This window comes from Streptomyces sp. SID4985 (assembly GCF_009863025.1).
Classification (GTDB): Bacteria; Actinomycetota; Actinomycetes; order Streptomycetales; family Streptomycetaceae; genus Streptomyces.
In genome coordinates this window covers 1-19,343 of sequence record NZ_WWIR01000405.1, presented here as the reverse complement: position 1 = coordinate 19,343, position 19,343 = coordinate 1, and the positions used below count along the sequence as shown (strand labels likewise).

13 protein-coding genes and 2 pseudogenes are annotated in these 19,343 nt (G+C 72.7%); 11 read left to right on the top strand and 4 right to left on the bottom strand.

Annotated features, from left to right (window positions below):
* The 4 genes from GTW40_RS17835 to nudC all read left to right on the top strand — a co-directional run.
* Window positions 1–1,581: PD-(D/E)XK nuclease family protein (locus GTW40_RS17835; RefSeq protein ID WP_161181196.1), on the top strand; the 1,581-nt coding region annotated here is incomplete at its 5' end.
* A 100-nt stretch (window positions 1,582–1,681) separates the two neighbouring features.
* The gene (locus tag GTW40_RS17830) at window positions 1,682–5,290 is read left to right on the top strand and encodes an ATP-dependent DNA helicase (protein ID WP_161181195.1); all 3,609 of its coding nucleotides are present in this window, start codon (window positions 1,682–1,684) and stop codon (window positions 5,288–5,290) included.
* Window positions 5,291–5,300: 10 nt separating this feature from the next.
* Entirely contained in the window at window positions 5,301–6,728 is a 1,428-nt protein-coding gene (locus tag GTW40_RS17825) for a dipeptidase (protein ID WP_161181194.1), read from the top strand.
* A gap of 154 nt (window positions 6,729–6,882) precedes the next feature.
* Window positions 6,883–7,827: an NAD(+) diphosphatase gene (nudC, locus tag GTW40_RS17820; RefSeq protein ID WP_161181193.1), complete on the top strand. Its 945-nt coding sequence runs from the start codon at window positions 6,883–6,885 to the stop codon at window positions 7,825–7,827.
* Window positions 7,828–7,914: 87 nt separating this feature from the next.
* Here nudC and GTW40_RS17815 read toward each other — a convergent pair whose 3' ends face one another.
* Entirely contained in the window at window positions 7,915–8,172 is a 258-nt protein-coding gene (locus GTW40_RS17815) for a mycoredoxin (protein WP_161181192.1), read from the bottom strand.
* Between the two features lie 183 nt (window positions 8,173–8,355).
* Here GTW40_RS17815 and GTW40_RS17810 point away from each other — a divergent pair, with 183 nt between their 5' ends.
* The 4 genes from GTW40_RS17810 (at window position 8,356) to GTW40_RS17795 (ending at window position 11,983) form a co-directional block, all read left to right on the top strand.
* Window positions 8,356–10,626: an ATP-dependent DNA helicase UvrD2 gene (locus GTW40_RS17810; protein WP_343245730.1), complete on the top strand. Its 2,271-nt coding sequence runs from the start codon at window positions 8,356–8,358 to the stop codon at window positions 10,624–10,626.
* A 169-nt stretch (window positions 10,627–10,795) separates the two neighbouring features.
* On the top strand, window positions 10,796–11,116 hold the full coding sequence (locus GTW40_RS17805; protein ID WP_161181191.1) for a hypothetical protein: 321 nt from the start codon (window positions 10,796–10,798) through the stop codon (window positions 11,114–11,116).
* Between the two features lie 175 nt (window positions 11,117–11,291).
* Window positions 11,292–11,660 carry a WhiB family transcriptional regulator gene (locus GTW40_RS17800; RefSeq protein ID WP_161181190.1) on the top strand — a complete coding sequence of 123 codons (369 nt, stop codon included), beginning with the start codon at window positions 11,292–11,294 and terminating at the stop codon, window positions 11,658–11,660.
* Complete coding sequence (locus tag GTW40_RS17795; RefSeq protein WP_161181189.1) at window positions 11,657–11,983, top strand: hypothetical protein; 327 nt, start codon at window positions 11,657–11,659, stop codon at window positions 11,981–11,983. The genes GTW40_RS17800 and GTW40_RS17795 overlap by 4 nt, the downstream gene beginning before the upstream one ends.
* Window positions 11,984–12,094: 111 nt before the next feature.
* Here the strand turns inward: GTW40_RS17795 and GTW40_RS17790 are convergent, their stop codons facing one another.
* Window positions 12,095–13,591 (bottom strand): AarF/UbiB family protein, encoded by a 1,497-nt coding sequence (locus GTW40_RS17790; protein WP_237525566.1) that lies wholly within the window; start codon window positions 13,589–13,591, stop codon window positions 12,095–12,097.
* Complete coding sequence (locus GTW40_RS17785) at window positions 13,584–14,831, bottom strand: TOMM precursor leader peptide-binding protein (RefSeq protein WP_161181188.1); 1,248 nt, start codon at window positions 14,829–14,831, stop codon at window positions 13,584–13,586. The genes GTW40_RS17790 and GTW40_RS17785 overlap by 8 nt, the downstream gene beginning before the upstream one ends.
* A gap of 270 nt (window positions 14,832–15,101) precedes the next feature.
* Here GTW40_RS17785 and GTW40_RS17780 point away from each other — a divergent pair, with 270 nt between their 5' ends.
* From GTW40_RS17780 to GTW40_RS17770, 3 genes and pseudogenes are all read left to right on the top strand, one after another.
* On the top strand, window positions 15,102–15,698 hold the full coding sequence (locus tag GTW40_RS17780) for a M48 family metallopeptidase (protein ID WP_161181187.1): 597 nt from the start codon (window positions 15,102–15,104) through the stop codon (window positions 15,696–15,698).
* Between the two features lie 124 nt (window positions 15,699–15,822).
* A pseudogene (locus tag GTW40_RS17775) lies at window positions 15,823–16,437 on the top strand (TerD family protein); the annotation flags it as partial.
* Window positions 16,434–16,682 (top strand): annotated as a pseudogene (locus GTW40_RS17770) (3-hydroxyacyl-CoA dehydrogenase); the annotation flags it as partial. The pseudogenes GTW40_RS17775 and GTW40_RS17770, both read left to right, overlap by 4 nt.
* A gap of 53 nt (window positions 16,683–16,735) precedes the next feature.
* Here the strand turns inward: GTW40_RS17770 and GTW40_RS17765 are convergent.
* Window positions 16,736–17,929, bottom strand: coding sequence for an epoxide hydrolase family protein (locus GTW40_RS17765; RefSeq protein WP_161181183.1), 1,194 nt, complete (start codon window positions 17,927–17,929; stop codon window positions 16,736–16,738).
* Between the last annotated feature and the right edge of the window lie 1,414 nt (window positions 17,930–19,343).

The window sequence follows — 19,343 nt, the reverse complement described above, 5'->3', positions numbered from 1 at the left end:
TGGAACGGCACCCCGTGGCCCAGCCGACTGGAGCGCGCCGCCCGGCGCGGCGGCGCGGCGGGCCGTAACGCCGACCGCGACCTGGACGCGGTGTGCGCGCTGTTCGCCACCGCCGCGCGCGCGGAGGAGCGCGTCGGCGGACGCGGCGCCCTCAACCTCCTGGAGGAGCTCGCGGCCGAGGACATCGCCGCCGACACGCTCACCCGCCGCGCGGTACGCCCCGACGCCGTGCGCCTGATGACCGCGCACCGCTCCAAGGGTCTGGAGTGGCGCCTGGTCGTCGTCGCGGGGCTCCAGGAGGGTGTGTGGCCCGACCTGCGCCGTCGCGGTTCCCTCCTGGAGGCCGACCGTATCGGCCGGGACGGACTCGCCGAGCCGCTGACCCCGGGCGCGCTGCTCGCGGAGGAGCGCAGGCTGTTCTACGTGGCCGCCACACGCGCGCGTGACCGGCTCGTCGTCACCGCCGTGAAGGGCGCGTCCGACGACGGCGACCAGCCCTCCCGCTTCCTGACCGAGCTGGGCGCCGAGCCCCGCGACGTCACCGGGCGCCCGCGCCGCCCGCTGTCCGTGTCCGCGCTCGTGGCCGAGCTGCGCGCCACCACCGTCGACCCGGCGGCCTCGCCCGCCCTCAGGGAGGCGGCCGCGCGCCGTCTGGCCCGCCTGGCGGCGCTCAGCGACGACGAGGGCCGCCCCCTGGTGCCCGCCGCGCACCCCGACCGCTGGTGGGGCACGTACGAGCCGACCGAGAGCAAGGTGCCGCTGCGCGACCGCGAGAAGCCCGTCGTGCTCTCCGGCAGCGCCCTCGACCAGCTCGCCAACACCTGCGCCCTCCAGTGGTTCCTGGGCCGCGAGGTGAAGGCCGCCGCGCCCGCGACCGTCGCCCAGGGCTTCGGCAACGTCGTGCACGTCCTGGCCGACGAGGTCGCCTCGGGGCGTACCCCCGCCGATCTCGACGTCCTCATGGAGCGCCTGGACTCGGTGTGGAACGCGCTCGCCTTCGACGCGCCATGGAAGTCCGCGCAGGAGAAGGACACCGCGCGCGCGGCGCTCGAACGCTTCCTGAACTGGCACGTCCTGGACCGCGCCGCCCGTACCCCGGTCGCCAGCGAGCAGGACTTCGACGTCACCCTGGAGGCGGGCGCGTACCAGGTCCGCATCCGGGGCCAGATGGACCGCGTGGAGGCGGACGGCGCGGGCCGCGCCTATGTCGTCGACTTCAAGACCGGCAAGAACGCCCCCACCTCCACCGAGGTCGCCCACCACCCCCAGCTCGCCGTCTACCAGCTCGCCGTGGCCGAGGGCGCCGTGGACGACGCCTTCGGCGGTACGCGCCCCGAGCCCGGCGGCGCCGAACTCGTCCAGCTCCGGCTGGGCGCGGCCAGGAAGGACGGCGGCGAGACCCAGCCCAAGGTGCAGACCCAGGAACCGCTCTCGGGGGAGTGGGTCGGGGACCTGCTGGCCACCGCCGCCGGAAAGGTCCTGGACGAACGCTTCACCCCCGCCACCGGCCGCCAGTGCACCCACTGCGACTTCCGCGCCTCGTGCAGCGCCCGCCCCGAGGGACGGCACGTGATCGAGTGACGGCGCGCGGAGTGACGTACGGCACTGCACGCACCTCCTGACCTGCGCATACGTCGTCCCGCGCGCCCGGCTGTCGGTGGCCGCCGCTAGCCTCTGACGAATGTCCGCGCGTATCACCGACCCCGAACGGCTCAAGGAGCTGCTCGGCATCCCCTTCACCCCGGAGCAGCTGGCCTGCGTCACTGCGCCGCCCGCCCCGCAGGTGATCGTGGCCGGGGCCGGTTCGGGCAAGACGACGGTGATGGCCGCGCGCGTGGTCTGGCTGGTCGGCACCGGGCAGGTCGCGCCCGAGCAGGTGCTCGGCCTGACCTTCACCAACAAGGCGGCCGGAGAACTCGCCGAGCGCGTCCGCAAGGCACTCGTCAAGGCCGGGATCACCGACCCCGACGCCATCGACCCGGACAACCCGCCGGGCGAGCCGGTCATCTCGACCTACCACGCCTTCGCCGGACGGCTGCTCACCGACCATGGTCTGCGGCTCGGCCTGGAACCCAGTTCCCGGCTGCTCGCGGACGCCACCCGCTACCAGCTCGCCGCGCGCGTGCTGCGCGAGGCCCCGGGCCCGTACCCCGCGCTCACCCGTTCGTTCGCGGACCTGGTGAGCGATCTGCTCGCGCTCGACTCCGAGCTGTCCGAACACCTCGTGGACCCCGAGGACCTGCGTGCCTGGGACGCCGGGCTCCTTGAGACGCTCCAGGGTGTCAAGCTCAGCAACGCCGACCTGCGCAAGGTCCCCGAGACCCTCGCCGCCCGCCGGGAACTGGCCGCGCTCGTCGAGCGTTACCGGGCCGCCAAACGCGAACGCGATCTCCTCGACTTCGGCGACCAGATCGCCCTGTCGGCCCGCCTCGCCGGCATCCCCGAGGTGGGCCGCGTGCTGCGCGAGGAGTTCCGGGTCGTCCTCCTGGACGAGTACCAGGACACCTCCGTCGCCCAGCGCGTGCTGCTCGCCGGGCTCTTCGGCGCGGGCACCGGCCACCCCGTCACCGCCGTCGGCGACCCCTGCCAGGCCATCTACGGCTGGCGCGGCGCGTCCGTCGCCAACCTGGACGACTTCCCCGAGCACTTCCCGCACGCCGACGGCACCCCCGCCGGGCGCCGGGCGCTCAGCGAGAACCGCCGCAGCGGCGGCCGCCTGCTCGACCTCGCCAACGGCCTCGCCGCGCCCCTGCGCGCCATGCACGAGGGTGTGGAGGCGCTGCGCCCGGCACCGGGCGCCGAACGCGACGGCATGGTCCGCTGCGCCCTGCTGCCCACCCACGCCGAGGAGATCGCCTGGCTCGCGGACTCCCTCGCCCATCTGGTCCGCACCGGCACCCCGCCCGGCGAGATCGCCGTCCTGTGCCGCACGGCGGGCGACTTCGCGGAGATCCAGGGCGCGCTGGTCGCCCGGGACGTGCCGGTCGAGGTCGTCGGCCTGTCCGGGCTGCTGCACCTGCCCGAGATCGCGGACCTGGTCGCCGTCTGCGAGGTCCTCCAGGACCCCGGCGCCAACGCCGCCCTGGTCCGCCTGCTGACCGGCCCGCGCTGGCGCATCGGCCCCCGCGACCTTGCCCTCCTCGGCCGCCGCGCCCGGCTGCTCGTCGCCCACACGGACGCGGGCGACGACGATCCCGACCGCAGGCTCGCCCAGGCCGTGGAGGGGGTGGACCCCGCCGAGGTCACCTCGCTCGCGGACGCCCTGGACACCTTCCTGGACGCGGGGACCGAGGACGACGAGCTGCCGTTCTCCCCGGACGCGCGCGTGCGCTTCGCCCGGCTCGCCGCCGAACTGCGCGACCTGCGCCGCTCCCTGTCCGACCCGCTCATGGACGTCCTGCACCGGGTCCTCGCCGTCACCGGCCTGGAGGTGGAGCTGTCGGCCTCCCCGCACGCGCTCGCCGCCCGCCGCCGCGAGACCCTCGCCAACTTCCTCGACGTGGCCGCCTCCTTCGCCGCGGGCGACGGCGAGGCCACCCTGCTCGCCTTCCTCGGCTTCCTGCGCACCGCCGCGCAGTACGAGAAGGGGCTCGACAACGCCCTCCCCGGCGGCGAGAACACCGTCAAGGTGCTCACCGCGCACAAGTCCAAGGGCCTGGAATGGGACGTGGTCGCCGTCCCCGGACTGGTCACCGGCACCTTCCCCAGCACCCAGGGCCGCGACAAGTGGACCGCGCAGGCCAAGGTGCTCCCGCACGCCCTGCGCGGCGACACCGACACGCTGCCCGACGTGGACTCCTGGGACGCCAAGGGCATCAAGGGTTTCCACGAGTCCATGAAGGCGCACCAGCACACCGAGGAGCTGCGCCTCGGCTACGTCACCTTCACCCGCCCCCGCTCCCTCCTGCTCGGCTCCGGCCACTGGTGGGGGCCCAGCCAGCAGAAGCCGCGCGGCCCCTCCGACTTCCTCAAGGCCCTGCACGACCACTGCGCCGCCGGGTACGGCGAGACCGAGGCGTGGGCGGAGGAACCCGCCGAGGGCGAGGAGAACCCCGCCCTGCACACGGCCGACGACGACCTGGTCTGGCCGCTCCCGCTGGACCGGGCCGCCTACGACCGCCGCCAGGAGGCCGCCCGCGTCGTCCGCGCCCACCTGAACGCCCCGGACGGGCCGCCGGTGGCGTACGAGGACCCGGAGTGGCCGACGGCACCGGAGGACGAGGAGCCGTACGACGAGCCGCCGTACGAGCCCCCGTACGACGAGCCCTTGTACGCGGACGACCCCTACGGGCCGGGCCCCGAGGACCCCGAGGACTGGGAGCGGCTGAGCACCGAGCGCCCCCTGATCCCGCACCAGGCCCCCGCCCCCGAGGACACCGGACCCCTGGGGGAGATCCCCGGGAACCCCCTGATCTCCGAGGAGATTCCCGCCCCCGGGGAACCCACGATCTCCGAGGAGCCCCCGGCTTTCGACGACCCCCTGACCCCCGAGGAGGCCCGCACCCTCGCCTCCTGGGACCGCGACCTCGACGCGCTCGCCGCCGAGTTGCTGCGCAGCAGGCGCGCCGTCACCGACGTACCCCTGCCGGCCACGCTCACCGCGACCCAGGTGCTCCAGCTCGCGGAGGACCCGGACGGGCTCGCGCAGGAACTCGCGCGCCCCATGCCGCGCCCCCCGCGCCCGGCCGCACGCCGAGGCACCCGGTTCCACGCCTGGGTGGAGGCCCGCTTCGAGGAGCTGACGCTGCCCATGCTGGAGCCGGACGAGCTGCCCGGCGCCGACGCCGAGATCGCGGACGAGGCGGACCTGGAGGAGCTGAAGGCCGCCTTCGAGCGCACCGAGTACGCCCACCGCACCCCGTACCGCGCCGAGGTCCCCGTGCAGCTCTCGCTCGCGGGCCGGGTCGTACGCGGGCGCATCGACGCCGTCTACAAGGACGGCGAGGGCGACGCGGCGACGTACGAGATCCTCGACTGGAAGACCGGCCGCAGCCAGAGCGCCGACCCGCTCCAGCTCGCCGTCTACCGGCTCGCCTGGGCCGAGCAGCAGGGCGTGCCGCCCGAGTCGGTCACGGCCGCGTTCCTGTACGTGCGCACCGGAGAGGTCGTCCGTCCGGCGGAGCTGCCCGGCCGCGCGGAGCTGGAGCGGCTGCTCGGCGGGGACGCGCGGACGCCCGAGGGCGGGAAGAGCGACGGGAAGCGTGACGGGGAGAGCGGCGGCGCGAAAGGGCCGGTCGGGGAAGCCGGGTGTGACGAACCGCCCGGAGAGGATGTCCGCGCGGGCCGATAGGCTCGTGCGTATGAGCCAGACCCCGGACAGCGCCGTCCACGCGTACATCGAGCGGCACCGCGCCGCCTTCCTCGACGACCTCGCCGCGTGGCTGCGCATCCCCTCGGTGTCGGCCCAGCCCGAGCGCGCCGACGACGTGCGCCGCAGCGCCGACTGGCTCGCCGCCGCGCTGAAGGAGACCGGCTTCCCGGTCGCCGAGGTCTGGCCGACCCCCGGCGCCCCGGCGGTGTACGCCGAGTGGCCCTCGGACGACCCCGACGCCCCGACCGTCCTGGTCTACGGCCACCACGACGTGCAGCCCGCCGCCCGCGAGGACGGCTGGGACAGCGAGCCCTTCGAGCCCGTCGTCCGCGACGGAAAGCTGTACGCGCGCGGTGCCGCCGACGACAAGGGCCAGGTGTTCTTCCACACACTCGGCGTCCGCGCCCACCTGGACGCGACCGGCCGCACCACCCCGGCCGTCAACCTGAAGCTGATCGTCGAGGGCGAGGAGGAGTCCGGTTCCCCGCACTTCCGCGCCCTGGTCGAGGAGCACGCCGACCGGCTCGCCGCCGATGTCGTGATCGTCTCCGACACCGGCATGTGGTCCGCCGACACCCCCACCGTCTGCACCGGGATGCGCGGGCTCGCCGAGTGCGAGATCCGCCTGGAGGGGCCGTACCAGGACATCCACTCCGGCTCGTTCGGCGGAGCCGTGCCCAACCCGGCCACCGCCGTCGCCCGCCTGGTCGCCGCCCTCCACGACGACGAGGGCCGCGTGGCGATCCCCGGCTTCTACGACGGCGTGGTGGAGCTGACCGACCGCGAGCGCGAACTGTTCGCGGAGCTGCCCTTCGACGAGGAGCGCTGGCTGCGCACCGCCAAGTCGCACGCCACCCACGGCGAGACCGGCTACAGCACCCTGGAGCGCATCTGGGCCCGCCCGACCGCCGAGGTCAACGGCATCGGCGGCGGCTACCAGGGCGCCGGCAGCAAGACGGTCATCCCGTCCTCGGCCATGGTGAAGCTGTCCTTCCGGCTGGTCGCGGGCCAGGACCTCGGCCAGGTCGAGAAGGCCGTCCGCGCCTGGGCCGCCCACCAGGTGCCCGCCGGAATCCAGCTCGACATCCGCTTCAGCCCCGGCACGCGCCCGTGTCTGACCCCGCTGGACCACCCCGCGCTGCGCTCCGTCGTACGCGCCATGGAGCGCGCCTTCCAGGGGCCGGTCCGCTTCACCCGTGAGGGCGGTTCCGGCCCCGCCGCCGACCTCCAGGAGGTCCTCGGCGCCCCGGTGCTCTTCCTCGGCATCTCGATCCCCTCGGACGGCTGGCACGCGCCGAACGAGAAGGTCGAGCTGGACCTCCTCCTCAAGGGCGTCGAGACCACCGCCTACCTGTGGAGCGACCTCGCCGAGAACGCCGGGAACGCCGAGACCGCCGAGAGCGGGGACGCCCCCTGACCGGCGGCCGCGGCACCGGGCGTCCGCCCGCGCCGGGCACACTGGAAGGAACGCCCCGACCGCCCCACCGCACCCCAGCCGGTGCCCCGCGCCCTATGTCCCGTCGAACCGCCCGCCGAACCGAACCGTTCCATTGGGGGAGTTGGAAGCACCCGTGACCACCTGGACCGACCACACCGCCGACCGACCCATCTCGCTCACCGCCCCGAGCGGCATCGACCGCGCCGCCCACCACCGGCTCGACGAGGCCTGGCTCGCGGCGGCCTGGAGCCACCCCTCCACCCGCTGCTTCGTGGTCTCCGGCGGCCAGGTCCTCATCGACGAGACGCCCGACGGGCGCACCGAACTCGTCATGACGCCCTCCTTCGAGGCGCCGCTCACCGAGGCCCACCGCTACTTCCTCGGCGAGGACGAGGACGGCGTCAGCTACTTCGCCCTCCAGAAGGACTCACTGCCCGGCCGCATCGACCAGTCCGCCCGCCCCGCCGGACTGCGCGAGGCGGGCCTGCTGCTCTCCCCGCGCGACGCCGGGCTCATGGTGCACGCGGTCGGCCTGGAGAACTGGCAGCGCACCCACCGCTTCTGCTCCCGCTGCGGCGAGCGCACGGTCATCGCCGCCGCCGGGCACATCCGCCGCTGCCCGGCCTGCGGCGCCGAGCACTACCCGCGCACCGACCCGGCCGTGATCATGGCCGTCACCGACGAGCAGGACCGCATCCTGCTCGGCCGCCAGGTCCACTGGCCCGAGGGCCGCTTCTCCACGCTCGCCGGGTTCGTGGAGCCCGGCGAGTCCATCGAGCAGTCGGTGCGCCGCGAGGTCTTCGAGGAGGCGGGCATCACCGTCGGCCGCGTCGAGTACGTCGCCAGCCAGCCCTGGCCGTTCCCGTCCAGCCTCATGCTCGGCTTCTTCGCCCACGCCACCTCCACCGAGATCGACGCCGACGGCGACGAGATCGAGGAGGCCCGCTGGTTCTCCCGCGAGGAACTCGGCGAGGCCTTCGAGTCCGGCGAGGTCCTGCCGCCCTACGGCATCTCCATCGCCGCCCGCCTGATCGAGATGTGGTACGGCAAGCCGCTGCCGACGCGGAGCGCGTTCTAGACGCCGTGCGGACATGCGAGAACCCCGGCCGCCCTCTGCGGGGATGGCCGGGGTTCTCGTATGTTCTTACGACTCTTGCGCCCCGGGTCAGGCGCCCAGCGCCTGCTTCACCTGGGCGAGGCTCGGGTTCGTCATCACGACCTCCTCGCCACCGGCGGCCGGGACGACGCGCACGGTCGGCACCGTCTGATTGCCACCGTTGGCCTTCTCCACGAACGCGGCGGACTCCGGGTCCTGCTCGATGTTGATCTCGGTGAAACCGATGCCCTCGCGGTCCAGCTGGCTCTTCAGCCGACGGCAGTAGCCGCACCACGTCGTGCTGTACATCGTCACAGTGCCCTGCATGGTCTCTCGCGCTCCTCAGGCAGCTCGGGAAGGGGGTTCGTGCAGTGGGGCAACGCGCGAAAGCGGAGCGTAATTCCCGGCACCGTGCCGCCCACTGTGACACCTGCCGCATTAGTACGACCGCAGGGCCCCGCCTGTGGACAACGGGCGCGGTCGTCCCGGGCGACCTGGCAGCATGGCTGTGTGACAGCAGCAACGCACTCCCCCCTCTTCCCGCGGACACCGGACTCGGCCGACGCGGTGCTGGAAGGGCTCGACCCCGAGCAGCGCGAGGTCGCCACCGCACTGCACGGGCCGGTGTGCGTCCTGGCCGGAGCGGGCACCGGCAAGACCCGCGCCATCACCCACCGCATCGCCTACGGCGTGCGCGCGGGCATCCTCCAGCCCTCCAGCGTGCTCGCCGTCACCTTCACCAACCGCGCCGCGGGCGAGATGCGCGGACGGCTGCGCCAGCTCGGCGCCCAGGGCGTGCAGGCGCGTACCTTCCACTCCGCCGCCCTGCGCCAGCTCCAGTACTTCTGGCCGAAGGCGGTCGGCGGCTCACTGCCCCGGCTCGTGGAGCGCAAGATCCAGCTCGTCGCCGACGCGGCCACCGCCTGCGGGCTCCGCCTCGACCGCAGTGAGCTGCGGGACGCCACCGCCGAGATCGAGTGGTGCAAGGTCACCCAGACCGTCCCCGCCGACTACGCGTACGCGGCCGCGAAGTCCGGCCGTGACACCCCCCGCGACCCGGCCGAGATCGCCCACCTCTACACGGCCTACGAGAACCTGAAGAGCGCCCGCTCGGTCATCGATTTCGAGGACGTGCTGCTGCTCACCGTCGCCGTGCTCCAGGACCGGCACGACATCGCCGACCAGGTGCGCTCCCAGTACCAGCACTTCGTGGTGGACGAGTACCAGGACGTCAGCCCCCTCCAGCAGCGCCTGCTCGAGCTCTGGCTCGGCGACCGCGACAACCTGTGCGTCGTCGGGGACGCCAGCCAGACCATCTACTCGTTCACGGGAGCAACGCCCGACCACCTCCTCGACTTCCGGGAGCGCCACCCCGGCGCCACCGTCGTCAAGCTGGTCCGCGACTACCGCTCCACCCCCCAGGTGGTCCGCCTCGCCAACGGCCTCCTCGCCCAGGCCCACGGCCGTGCCGCCGACCACCGCCTGGAGCTGGTCTCCCAGCGCGGAGCCGGACCCGAGCCCGTCTACGTCGAGTACACCGACGAGCCCGCCGAGGCCGAGGGCGCCGCCCGCCGCATCCGCGAGCTGATCGACGCGGGCGTCCCGGCCGCCGAGATCGCCATCCTGTTCCGCACCAACTCCCAGTCCGAGACCTACGAGCAGGCGCTCGCGGATGCCGGAGTCCCCTACCAGCTGCGCGGCGCCGAGCGCTTCTTCGACCGGCCCGAGGTGCGCCGGGCCGGGGTCGCCCTGCGCGCCGCCGCCCGCTTCGGCGGCAACGACTCCCTCCTCGACGAGGCCGTCGACCTGCCCTCCCAGGTGCGCGCCGTGCTGTCCGGCGAGGGCTGGACCGCCCAGCCCCCGGCCGGCTCCGGCGCCACCCGCGAGCGCTGGGAGTCGCTGGCCGCCCTCGCCCACCTCGCCCAGGACTTCGCCGCCACCCACCCCGGCGCCGCCCTCGCCGACTTCGTCGCCGAGCTGGACGAGCGGGCCGGTGCCCAGCACGCCCCCACCGTCCAGGGCGTCACCCTCGCCTCCCTGCACGCGGCCAAGGGCCTGGAGTGGGACGCCGTCTTCCTGGTCGGTGTCGCCGAGGGCATGATGCCGATCACCTACGCCAAGACGGACGAGCAGATCGAGGAGGAGCGCCGTCTCCTCTATGTGGGCGTCACCCGCGCGCGGGAACGGCTCCACCTCTCCTGGTCCCTCTCCCGCGCCCCCGGGGGCCGTCCGAACCGCAGACCCAGCCGCTTTCTCGACGGGCTGCGCCCCGGCACCACGCCCACCGTCGGCCGCACCGGGACCGGCGCCCTCGGCGGCATCGAACGCGGCACCGGCGGTGGCACGAGAAGCGGCACCGTCGGCGGCCTCATGGCCGTCCCCCGGCGTACGCAGCGCACCCCGGCCCGCTGCCGGGTCTGCGGCCGCACGCTCATCGACGCGGGCGAGATGAAGCTGATGCGCTGCGAGGACTGCCCCTCCGACATGGACGAGGGGCTGTACGCACGGCTCAGGGAATGGCGCGCGGCCGAGGCCGGGCTCAGCGGACAGCCGGACTTTTGCGTCTTCACCGACCGCACCCTCATCGCCATCGCCGAGACCTGCCCGGACACCCCGGCCGAACTGTCCCGCATCCCCGGCGTCCTGGACCGCAAACTGCGCCGCTACGGCGCCGACGTCCTGGCCATCTGCGCGGGCGCCGAGGCCGCGCCGGAGCCGGAGAACGAATCCCTGAACGAGGGGCGGAACGACCCGTCGAACGCGGCGGACGACGCGCGTTGACGACTGATGCGAACTCGTCGAAAAAATAGTTTGCGCACGCCCCGCGAATCCCCATAGGTTCTAGACACGGAAACGGCGGCCTTCTCGGAGGCTGTGATTCCGTGCTGTACTTACATATCCGACGGACCGGTTCACCGGTCCCCCAAGGCGCCGAAAGGAGGCGAGTCCCGTGATCAGCATCAACACCAGCATCATCAGCAGCTCGGCCAAAATGACCGATCGCTCGACCGTCTCCCTGTGCATGTTCGGCGCCTTTACCCAGGGCACCGGTGTGTCCGGCATTCCCGCCGTCCGCCCCGCCTCCGCCCTGTCCCTCGCGGATCTCCCTGTCCGCGAGCGGAATGAGCGACCGACCAAGGCACTGGAAGCGGTAGAGGCACAGGCACACGCCTATGCCTTCGCGGCCGGTGCCGGATTCCAGCAGCAGACGACGCAGCACCACCTGATGTGGGCCTTCCGTGGGCCAGAACCCTGGAGTGATCCAGCCTGACAGTCGATCAGGCCGGCGCCTTCAGGGCCGCGGAACCCCACCCGGGAACCGCGGCCCTTCTGTTTTCCCCGAACGGGGTCGACGGAGCGAAGGGGCCTCGGGAACAAGGAACGACCCGGTACCCAGCCGACACCCGGTCAACCGGCCGGAACGAAAAAGACGAGGAAGACACCCCGTGCAACTCGAAGCGCACGCCCCGTCCGTACCGCCCTCACAAACGCTCCCCCCGCCCGGCCCCACGGAGGACCCCGCCTTGTTCCCCCTCACCGCGCTGACCGCGCTCGACGACGCCATCGAGAGCCTCGGCACCCCCGTACCCTGCCGGTCCTACGACCCGGAGGTCTTCTTCGCCGAGTCCCCGGCGGACGTGGAGTACGCCAAGTCCCTCTGCCGCACCTGCCCGCTGGTCGAGGCCTGCCTCGCCGGGGCCAAGGAGCGGCGCGAGCCGTGGGGTGTCTGGGGCGGGGAGCTGTTCGTCCAGGGGGTCGTCGTGGCCCGCAAGCGGCCGCGTGGCCGCCCGCGCAAGAACCCGGTCACGGCATGAACACCCCAGGAACGATCGACCGCCCTCTCACGCACGACCCCATGAAGCAGGCCCCGATGAAGCCGTCCACCAGCGAGCCCACCCGCTCCGCGACCTCAGACCTCACCACCCACGGCGTGACCGGTTCGCGCCAGAAGAACAGGAACCGAGAGATGCAACTCATGCAAGAAGCCCTGGCCCGCGCGCATATGCACGAGCGCATGCACGACGCCGAGCGGGAACGGCAGGCCGTGCGCCTGGCCGCCGCCCGGCGGATGCAGCGCCGGGCGGAGCGTGCCTCGCTGCTGGCCCGGCGCGCGCTCGCCATGGCCGTCATGCAGTAGGCGCCACCTGAAGCAGCACACCGGAAGCGGTGGCCTCCCCTCCCGGGGAGGCGGAACCTTCTCCCCGCGGGGGCCGGTCCGTCGAACGGACCGGCCCCCGCGGCGTGTCCGTCACGCCTCGGCCGCGGGCGCCTCCGGCACGTCCTCCTCGTCGGCGGACTCCCTGGCGGACGTCTTGGTGGTGAACTCCTTGACGACGAGCCGCCCGTCCACTTCCTCTCCGTCCAACTCCTCCCCGTCCAACTCCTCCTCCGCGAAGTCCTCTTCGAGGGTTCCGTCCTCAACGAACCCGGGCAGCCAGTCCTCCAACTCCTGCCGCAGCCGCACCGTCGCCCCCAACTGGCAGAGCACGCCGATGGTGCTGAGGGTCACGCGGTGTATCAGGAGGTAGGCGGGCGGCAGATTGAGCCGCTTGCCGAGCTGGTAGGCGGGGGAGCGGGGGTCGGCGACCCGGCCGGCCTGGCCGCGCATCCACGAGCGGGTGAAGGTGAAGGCGTCCACCCGGGCCGGTTCGATGATCGGCAGCAGATAGTCGAGCACCGCGTCGGGGTCCAGTTCGATGGACTCCTTGATGAACCCCTCCCCGCACAGCAGGCGGTAGACACTGTCGGCGTCACCGTCGAGCGTCAGCCGCAGCGAGATCCCGATCGGCAGGGGCAGCCCGCCGGAGAGCCGGTCGACCGTGCCGAAGTCCAGCACGCCCAGGCGCCAGTCGTCCTCGCCCTCGGGGCCGCCCGGCAGCAGCCGGAAGTTGCCCGGGTGCGGGTCGGCGTGCAGCAGCCCGGTGCGGGCCGGGCCGGAGAAGAGAAAACGGGCCAGCAACTGCCCCGCACGGTCGCGCTGCTCCGGGGTGCCGTCCGAGATGATCTCCGAGAGCGGGATGCCGTCGATCCACTCGGTCACCAGGACCTGCTCGCACTGGTGCACCACCGCCGGGACCACCACGTCCGGGTCGTCCGCGAACTCCTCCGCGTGCGCGGCCTGCGCCTGCGCCTCCAGCGCGTAGTCCAGCTCCTCTGAGACGCGGTCCCGCAGCTCCGTGATCAGCGGCTTGATGTCCATTCCGGGGATGAGCGGGCCCAACAACCGTGCGAACCGGCTGAGTTGGCTCAGGTCGGAGAGAAGTGCCTCGCCCGCGCCCGGGTACTGCACCTTGACCGCCACCTCGCGGCCGTCGTGCCACACCGCCCGGTGGACCTGCCCGATGGAGGCCGCGGCCGCCGGTTTTTCCTCGAATTCGAGGAACAGCTCCCGCCACTCCAGGCCGAGCCGCTCTTCCAGCACGGCGTGCACCGTGCGGGTCGGCATCGGCGGCGCGGCCTCCTGGAGCTTGGTCAGCGCGGCACGGTAGGGGCCGGCGACCTCCTCGGGCAGCGCGGACTCGAAGACGGACAGGGCCTGCCCGAACTTCATCGCGCCCCCCTTCAGCTCGCCGAGCACCTTGAAGAGCTGTTCGGCCGTGCGCTGCTGGAGCTCCCGGCCGACGATCTCCGCCGACTCGCCCACGATCCGCTTGCCCAGCCCCCACGTCGCCCGGCCGGCGAAGCCGAGCGGGAGCGCGGCGAGCTTGGCGGTCCGGGTGACCGCCTTCCGGGGAAGATCAGACATGCGCCCTCCAAGTCCCTGTCGGCCCCGCCGCGCCCGACTCGCGTCGTCGCCCGGCCGACGGCCGTTGCACCGCCATTGTCGCGCGCGGCACCCCCCTGGCCGAGGAGTGCTCCCCCCTTACGGCTCCCTTTCCCTTCCCTTTTCCTTTCTCCAGTGCGCCGCACGCACATGCCGGGTGCGGGGCGATCGGTCGAGAGTGCCAGGTCAGAGCGGGCAGGGACGCCTCCCAGCGGGCCCCGGCGCTGGACGGGGAGCCGCCGTCGAGGAAGGTGAGGGCGTGCGCGGCGGCGAGTCCGGCCACCGCGACGGCCAGCGTGAGATCACAGGCGCCCACCCGGCGTGCCGCACCGCACCGCCACTGGGTGACCAGGCGCGGCCACGCGGGGTCACCGTCCGTGCGGTCCTCGTGCAGACAGCCCGCGCAGCTCGTCTCCCCGGGCAGGACCAGCGGCCCGACCACAGCGGTGCCCTCCACCACCCCGGCGTAGAGATGCGGTGTCCCGGAGGCCATCAGCCGCTCGGTGGTGAACGGGTCGGGCGCGTGCACGGCCACCTCGTCGCGCGGCGCGACGATCACCAGGGACAGACCCGCCTCCGCCGTCGCGGGCTCGGTGAGCGGGGAGGCGCGGGCCCGGCGCGGCGGGCGGTCCGGGGCCGCGCGGCGCACGGCCGCCCGCGCCGCCTCGTCCCGCCGCTCGCCCACCGACTCGGCCGGCAGCCCGCCCGGTGCCACGTCCCACGGCTCCACGCGCCCCACGTCCCGCACGTCGACCTCGCCCACCCCGGCGCCGGACAGCAGCGCGGCCAGCACCGCCCCGACCCGTCCCGCGCCGTGCACCCGCACCCGGAGGGAGCGGCGGGCGGCGAGCAGCCCGAGGGCGGCGCCCGGCTCGGACGTGGACAGTGACAGCGAGGCGAGATCGGGCCGTAGCCGGTCCAGGGTGTCCCCTCTCTCCCGCAGCGCCTCCGCGTCCGGCGAACCGCCTCGCATGTCGTCGAGCAGCCCCGCCCGGCCGAGGCGTCGCAACAGGGCGTCCACCTGCCCGTCGGCCAGGTCCATACGGCGCCCCTCCTCGCGCAGCAGCGGCAGCCCCCGCGCACCGTTGAGCAGCCGCAGGAAGCTGCCCGTGGCCGGGTCCACCGGGCCCAGCGTGATCGCGTGCGCCGGAGTCATGCCGAACTGCACGGTGTTGAGATCGCGCCAGCCCTGCCGTAGCGCAGGCTTCACCATCGGATGCATCACAGACCCCCGTCACCCTTCGCGTCGTACACATCGGTCCCGGCGGGCCCGGCCGGGCTCCGCCTTCGAACGCCAGCATGGCCGGACTCCCGGAAGCGTGCCGCGAGTTGTCCACAGGCACGGAGTGATGGTCGTACAAGCATTCCGCAAGCGGGCCGCCCCCGACCCCGAGTGGACAAAGTACGCATAAGGGATGACCGGCCGACGGAGGGGCGGTATCCGGCCGCCCGGAGGGGGACTTCGGCGGGGCCCAGCGGGTAACGTCGAGGCGTGCCCGCCGAACCGTCCCCCCGCGCCGGACAGCCGCCGCGCGGTGCGCCGGAGCAGACGCCGGACGGCACGGCGGCGCGTGCGATCGAGGTCCGCCGGAGCGCCCGGCGCCGCCGCACCGTCTCCGCGTACCGCGAGGGCGACCGCACCGTCATCCTCATCCCCGCCCGGATGTCCGAGGCGGAGGAGCGGCGCTGGGTGACCGTCATGCTCGACAAGCTCGCCGCCCAGGAGAACAAGCGGGTGCCGGGCGACGCCGAACTGACCGCGCGTGCCGAGCGGCTGTCGGCGCAGTACTTCGACGGCCGGGCCCGCCCCGCCTCCGTGCGCTGGGTCACCAACCAGAACACCCGCTGGGGCTCGTGCACCCCGGCCGAGGGCAGCATCCGGCTCTCGCACCGGCTGAAGGGGATGCCGGAGTACGTCATCGACTACGTGCTCTGCCACGAGCTGGCGCATCTGCTGGTGCCCGGTCACGGCCCCGACTTCTGGCGGCTGCTGGAGTCCTATCCGCGCACCGAGCGCGCCCGCGGCTATCTCGAAGGAGTCGTCGCGGCCGCCCGCCTTCCGCAGGTCCCCGGCGCGCGCGGTGAGTGAACGGCGCGTGTGAGAAGCCGGACGCGGCTGTGTACCGGTTCCGTACCGGCTACGCCCATTGTCGGTGTGTGACGTTAGCCTGGCGCGACGCACTCGCATTCCGGATGGGGGACGGTCGTTACGCATGACCAGGGAATTCCAACGCGGCCACAAGGCCAGGATCAGTGACCTGACGGCGGGCACGGATCTGTACGTGGGTGTGCAGATCTCCGCTCCCGGACTGAGCTTCGACATCAGCTGCTTCGGACTGGACGCGGACGAGCGGCTCTCCGACGACCGGTACTTCGTCTTCTTCAACCAGCCGAAGTCGCCGGAGGAGTCCATCCAGCTCCTCGGCGCCCAGGCGGGCGACACCGAGTCCTTCCGGGTCACGCTGGACCGGATTCCGCCGCAGATCCAGAAGCTGTCCTTCACGGCGACCATCGACGGCGACGGCCAGATGTCCCAGGTGGCCCCCGGCTATCTGCGCATCGTGGCGGGCGGCGAGGAGGTCGCGCGGTACGCCTTCACCGGCGCCGAGTTCTCCACCGAACGCGCCGTGATGCTCGGGGACATCTACCTCAAGGACGTCTGGCGGTTCGCCGCGGTCGGCCAGGGTTTCGACGGCGGCCTGGACGCGCTGCTGAAGAACTTCGGCGGCGAGGTGCTGGAGGAGGAGGCCCCGGCCGCCCCCGCGCAGCCGACCGCCGCCCCCGGCTTCGCCCCGCCCGCCTTCGCGGTCCCGTCGGCCCCGGCACCGTGCGGTTGCTGGAGGAGGGCGTCCTGACGTCCGTCGCCGACGCCAACATCGGCTCGATCCTCGGCATCGGCTTCCCCGGCTGGACGGGCGGTGTCCTCCAGTACATCAACGGGTACGAGGGCGGCCTGCCCGGGTTCGTGGCCCGGGCGCGGGAGTTGGCGGAGCGCTATGGCGACCGCTTTGCGCCGCCCGCGCTGTTGGTGGAGAAGGCGGAGAGGGGCGAGGTGTTCACGGACGGGCGCTGAGTGGGACGGGGGCGCGTTCCGGGAACTCGTTTCCCGGAACGCGCCCCCTCCGTCTACCGGCCGCTCAGGTCCCGGAAGAAGCTCCGAATGTCCTCCACGAGCAGGTCGGGCTCCTCCATCGCGGCGAAGTGGCCTCCGCGGTCGAACTCCGTCCACCGGACGATGTTGTTCGTGCGCTCGGCGATGTGGCGCAGGACGATGAAGTTCTCCCGGGGGAACAACGCCACCGCCGTGGGGGTCTCGGAGGGCTCTGGAGGGGCGCCCCAGTAGTCCGCGTGCGCCCGCTCGTAGTAGAGGCGCGCGGACGAACCGGCCGTGCCGGTCAGCCAGTAGAGCATCACGTTGGTCAGCAGGTGGTCCCGGTCGACCGCGTCCTCGGGACGGTCGCGGGAATCGGTCCACTCCTTGAACTTCTCGGCGATCCAGGCCAGTTGGCCGACCGGGGAGTCGGTCAGGGCGTAGGCGAGCGTCTGCGGGCGGGTGGACTGGATGTCGGCGTAGCCCTGCCGGTCGCGGTTCCACGCCCGTGTCCTCTCCCAGGACGCCCGGGTGCGCTCGCGCTCGGCGGGGCTGAGCGGCGCGAGTTCCTCCTCGGTCGGCTCGGCGGTCGCGGCGGCCCCGGGGACCAGGTTCAGATGCACGCCGAGCACCTCCCCGGGGCGGATGCGGCCCAACTCCCGTGAGACGGCCGCCCCCCAGTCCCCGCCCTGCACCCCGTACCGCTCGTACCCCAGCCGCCGCATCAGCTCCCCGAACGCGGCCGCCACCCGCCGGTACTCCCAGCCGGTCTCCCGCGTCGGCCCGGAGAACCCGAACCCCGGAATGCTCGGCAGCACCAGATGAAACGCGTCGGCCCGGTCACCGCCGTACCGCACGGGATCCGTGAGCGGCCCGACAACCTTCTCGAACTCCACGACGGACCCCGGCCAGCCATGCGTGATCATCAGCGGCGTGGCATCCGGCTCGGGGGACCGGATGTGCGCGAAGTGGATGTCCGCGCCGTCGACGGTGGTCATGAACTGCGGCCACGCGTTGAGCCGTTCCTCGGCGGCGCGCCAGTCGTACGTGTGCCGCCAGTACCCGGCGAGCTCTCTCAGATAGTCCCCGGGCACCCCGTACTCCCACCCCACCCCCGGCAGTTCATCCGGCCACCGGGTCCGGTCGAGCCGCTGCCGCAGGTCGTCGAGGTCCGCTTCGGGGACGGCGACGCGGAAGGGGCGGAGGGAGGCGTGGGGCGAGGTCGTCATGTGGGCGGAGTGTAGGGGGTGCGGGTGCTGCAAGATCAACACATTTGGCGCGCGGTCACCTCCGGGAATGCCCTGATGGCAGGCGGGATGATCGGGCGCATGTGCGTTCTCGTACTGGGCGGAACGTGGTTCCTCGGCAAGGAGATTGCCGCTGGCGCACGGCGACGGGGCTGGGAGGGGTGGCGACGTTCAACCGGGGGCGGTCCGGTCCCGACGCCTCCGACGTGGCGACGGTCCACGTCAATCGGACGCAACCGGCGGACCTTGCGCGCCTCGGGGCGACGGGACCGTGGGACGCCGTGGTGGACACGTCCAGCTCCGAACTGCCGCCCAGTGACGTCCTCTTGGTCGCACACGCGCTGGCCGGCCAGGTCGCCTGGTGGGTGCAACATCTCCACCGTGCCCGCGCTCGCGAGGACGATCAGCTCGACTCCGCCGAATGGGAGGTGACCGGCGGAACACCCCCACGCTCGCGGGGACGACACTTGTTGAGCTGGGGGTTTGTTCGGGGGGTGGGCCGTTTTCGTTTGGTTGTATTGACGTCTTCTTCTCGTATCTTGACTCACTGTCAGCTTCTTGGGGACGGTAGGTCGGTGGCTCCGCCCCATTGCAGGAGCGAAGGGTGAACGGTGGGCGGGATGACGGATGTTGGGGTGTTGTGGGGGAAGTCGGCTGAGCGGGCGAAGGGGGATCTGCGCGACACCGCTGCTGTGGCTGAGCACATGTGGATCAGCCGTGCCTCGCAGAGACAAGACGTTGGGCGGGGGCGTAGCAGTCCATTCTTCGCGTGGCTCTGTGTACGGCGAGGGGAAGGCCACTCCGACGTTCCAGTACCGGTGGCTCCCCGAGCGGCCCGGGATGAGACGGCGTCATGGACATGCGGGCATCGCTGATCGCCCGGCACGATGCCGTGCGCTCTTCGAGCGCTTCACCCACGAACCCCGCTTCACCGATCCTCGCAGTGCGGCCGCGGCCGCCGCGAGTGTGCGTCGGCAACCCCAGCCATCGTGTCCGGGACCTCCTGGCCCCCATCAGCGAAGGTCAAGCCGTACTCGCCAACGAATCGGGAGCAGGCCGAGAGCACCAGCACCCCGCCGACTACAAGGCACGTGGAGTCCAGGTCGGCCAGTGGCTGAGGATGGGCATGCGGCCGCGGTACCTCCGTGGGCTACGTTCCTCAGCGGTGATCGCCCCAGCTGCACAGACGCCTCTCACAGACAAGCACGCCAGAAAACCAGGCGTCGGTGCCCGAGAAGCTACCTCGGACGGCGGGAACTGAGTAGGGGCCGTACCCCCTGCAACGTGCGGATCAAAAAAGGAACTGAGCAACACAACCCCGCTGCTACGGTGCGCCCATGCCACCGATCAGACAGGTCCAGGTCACCTTCGACTGCGCGGAACCCGAGCGCGTCGC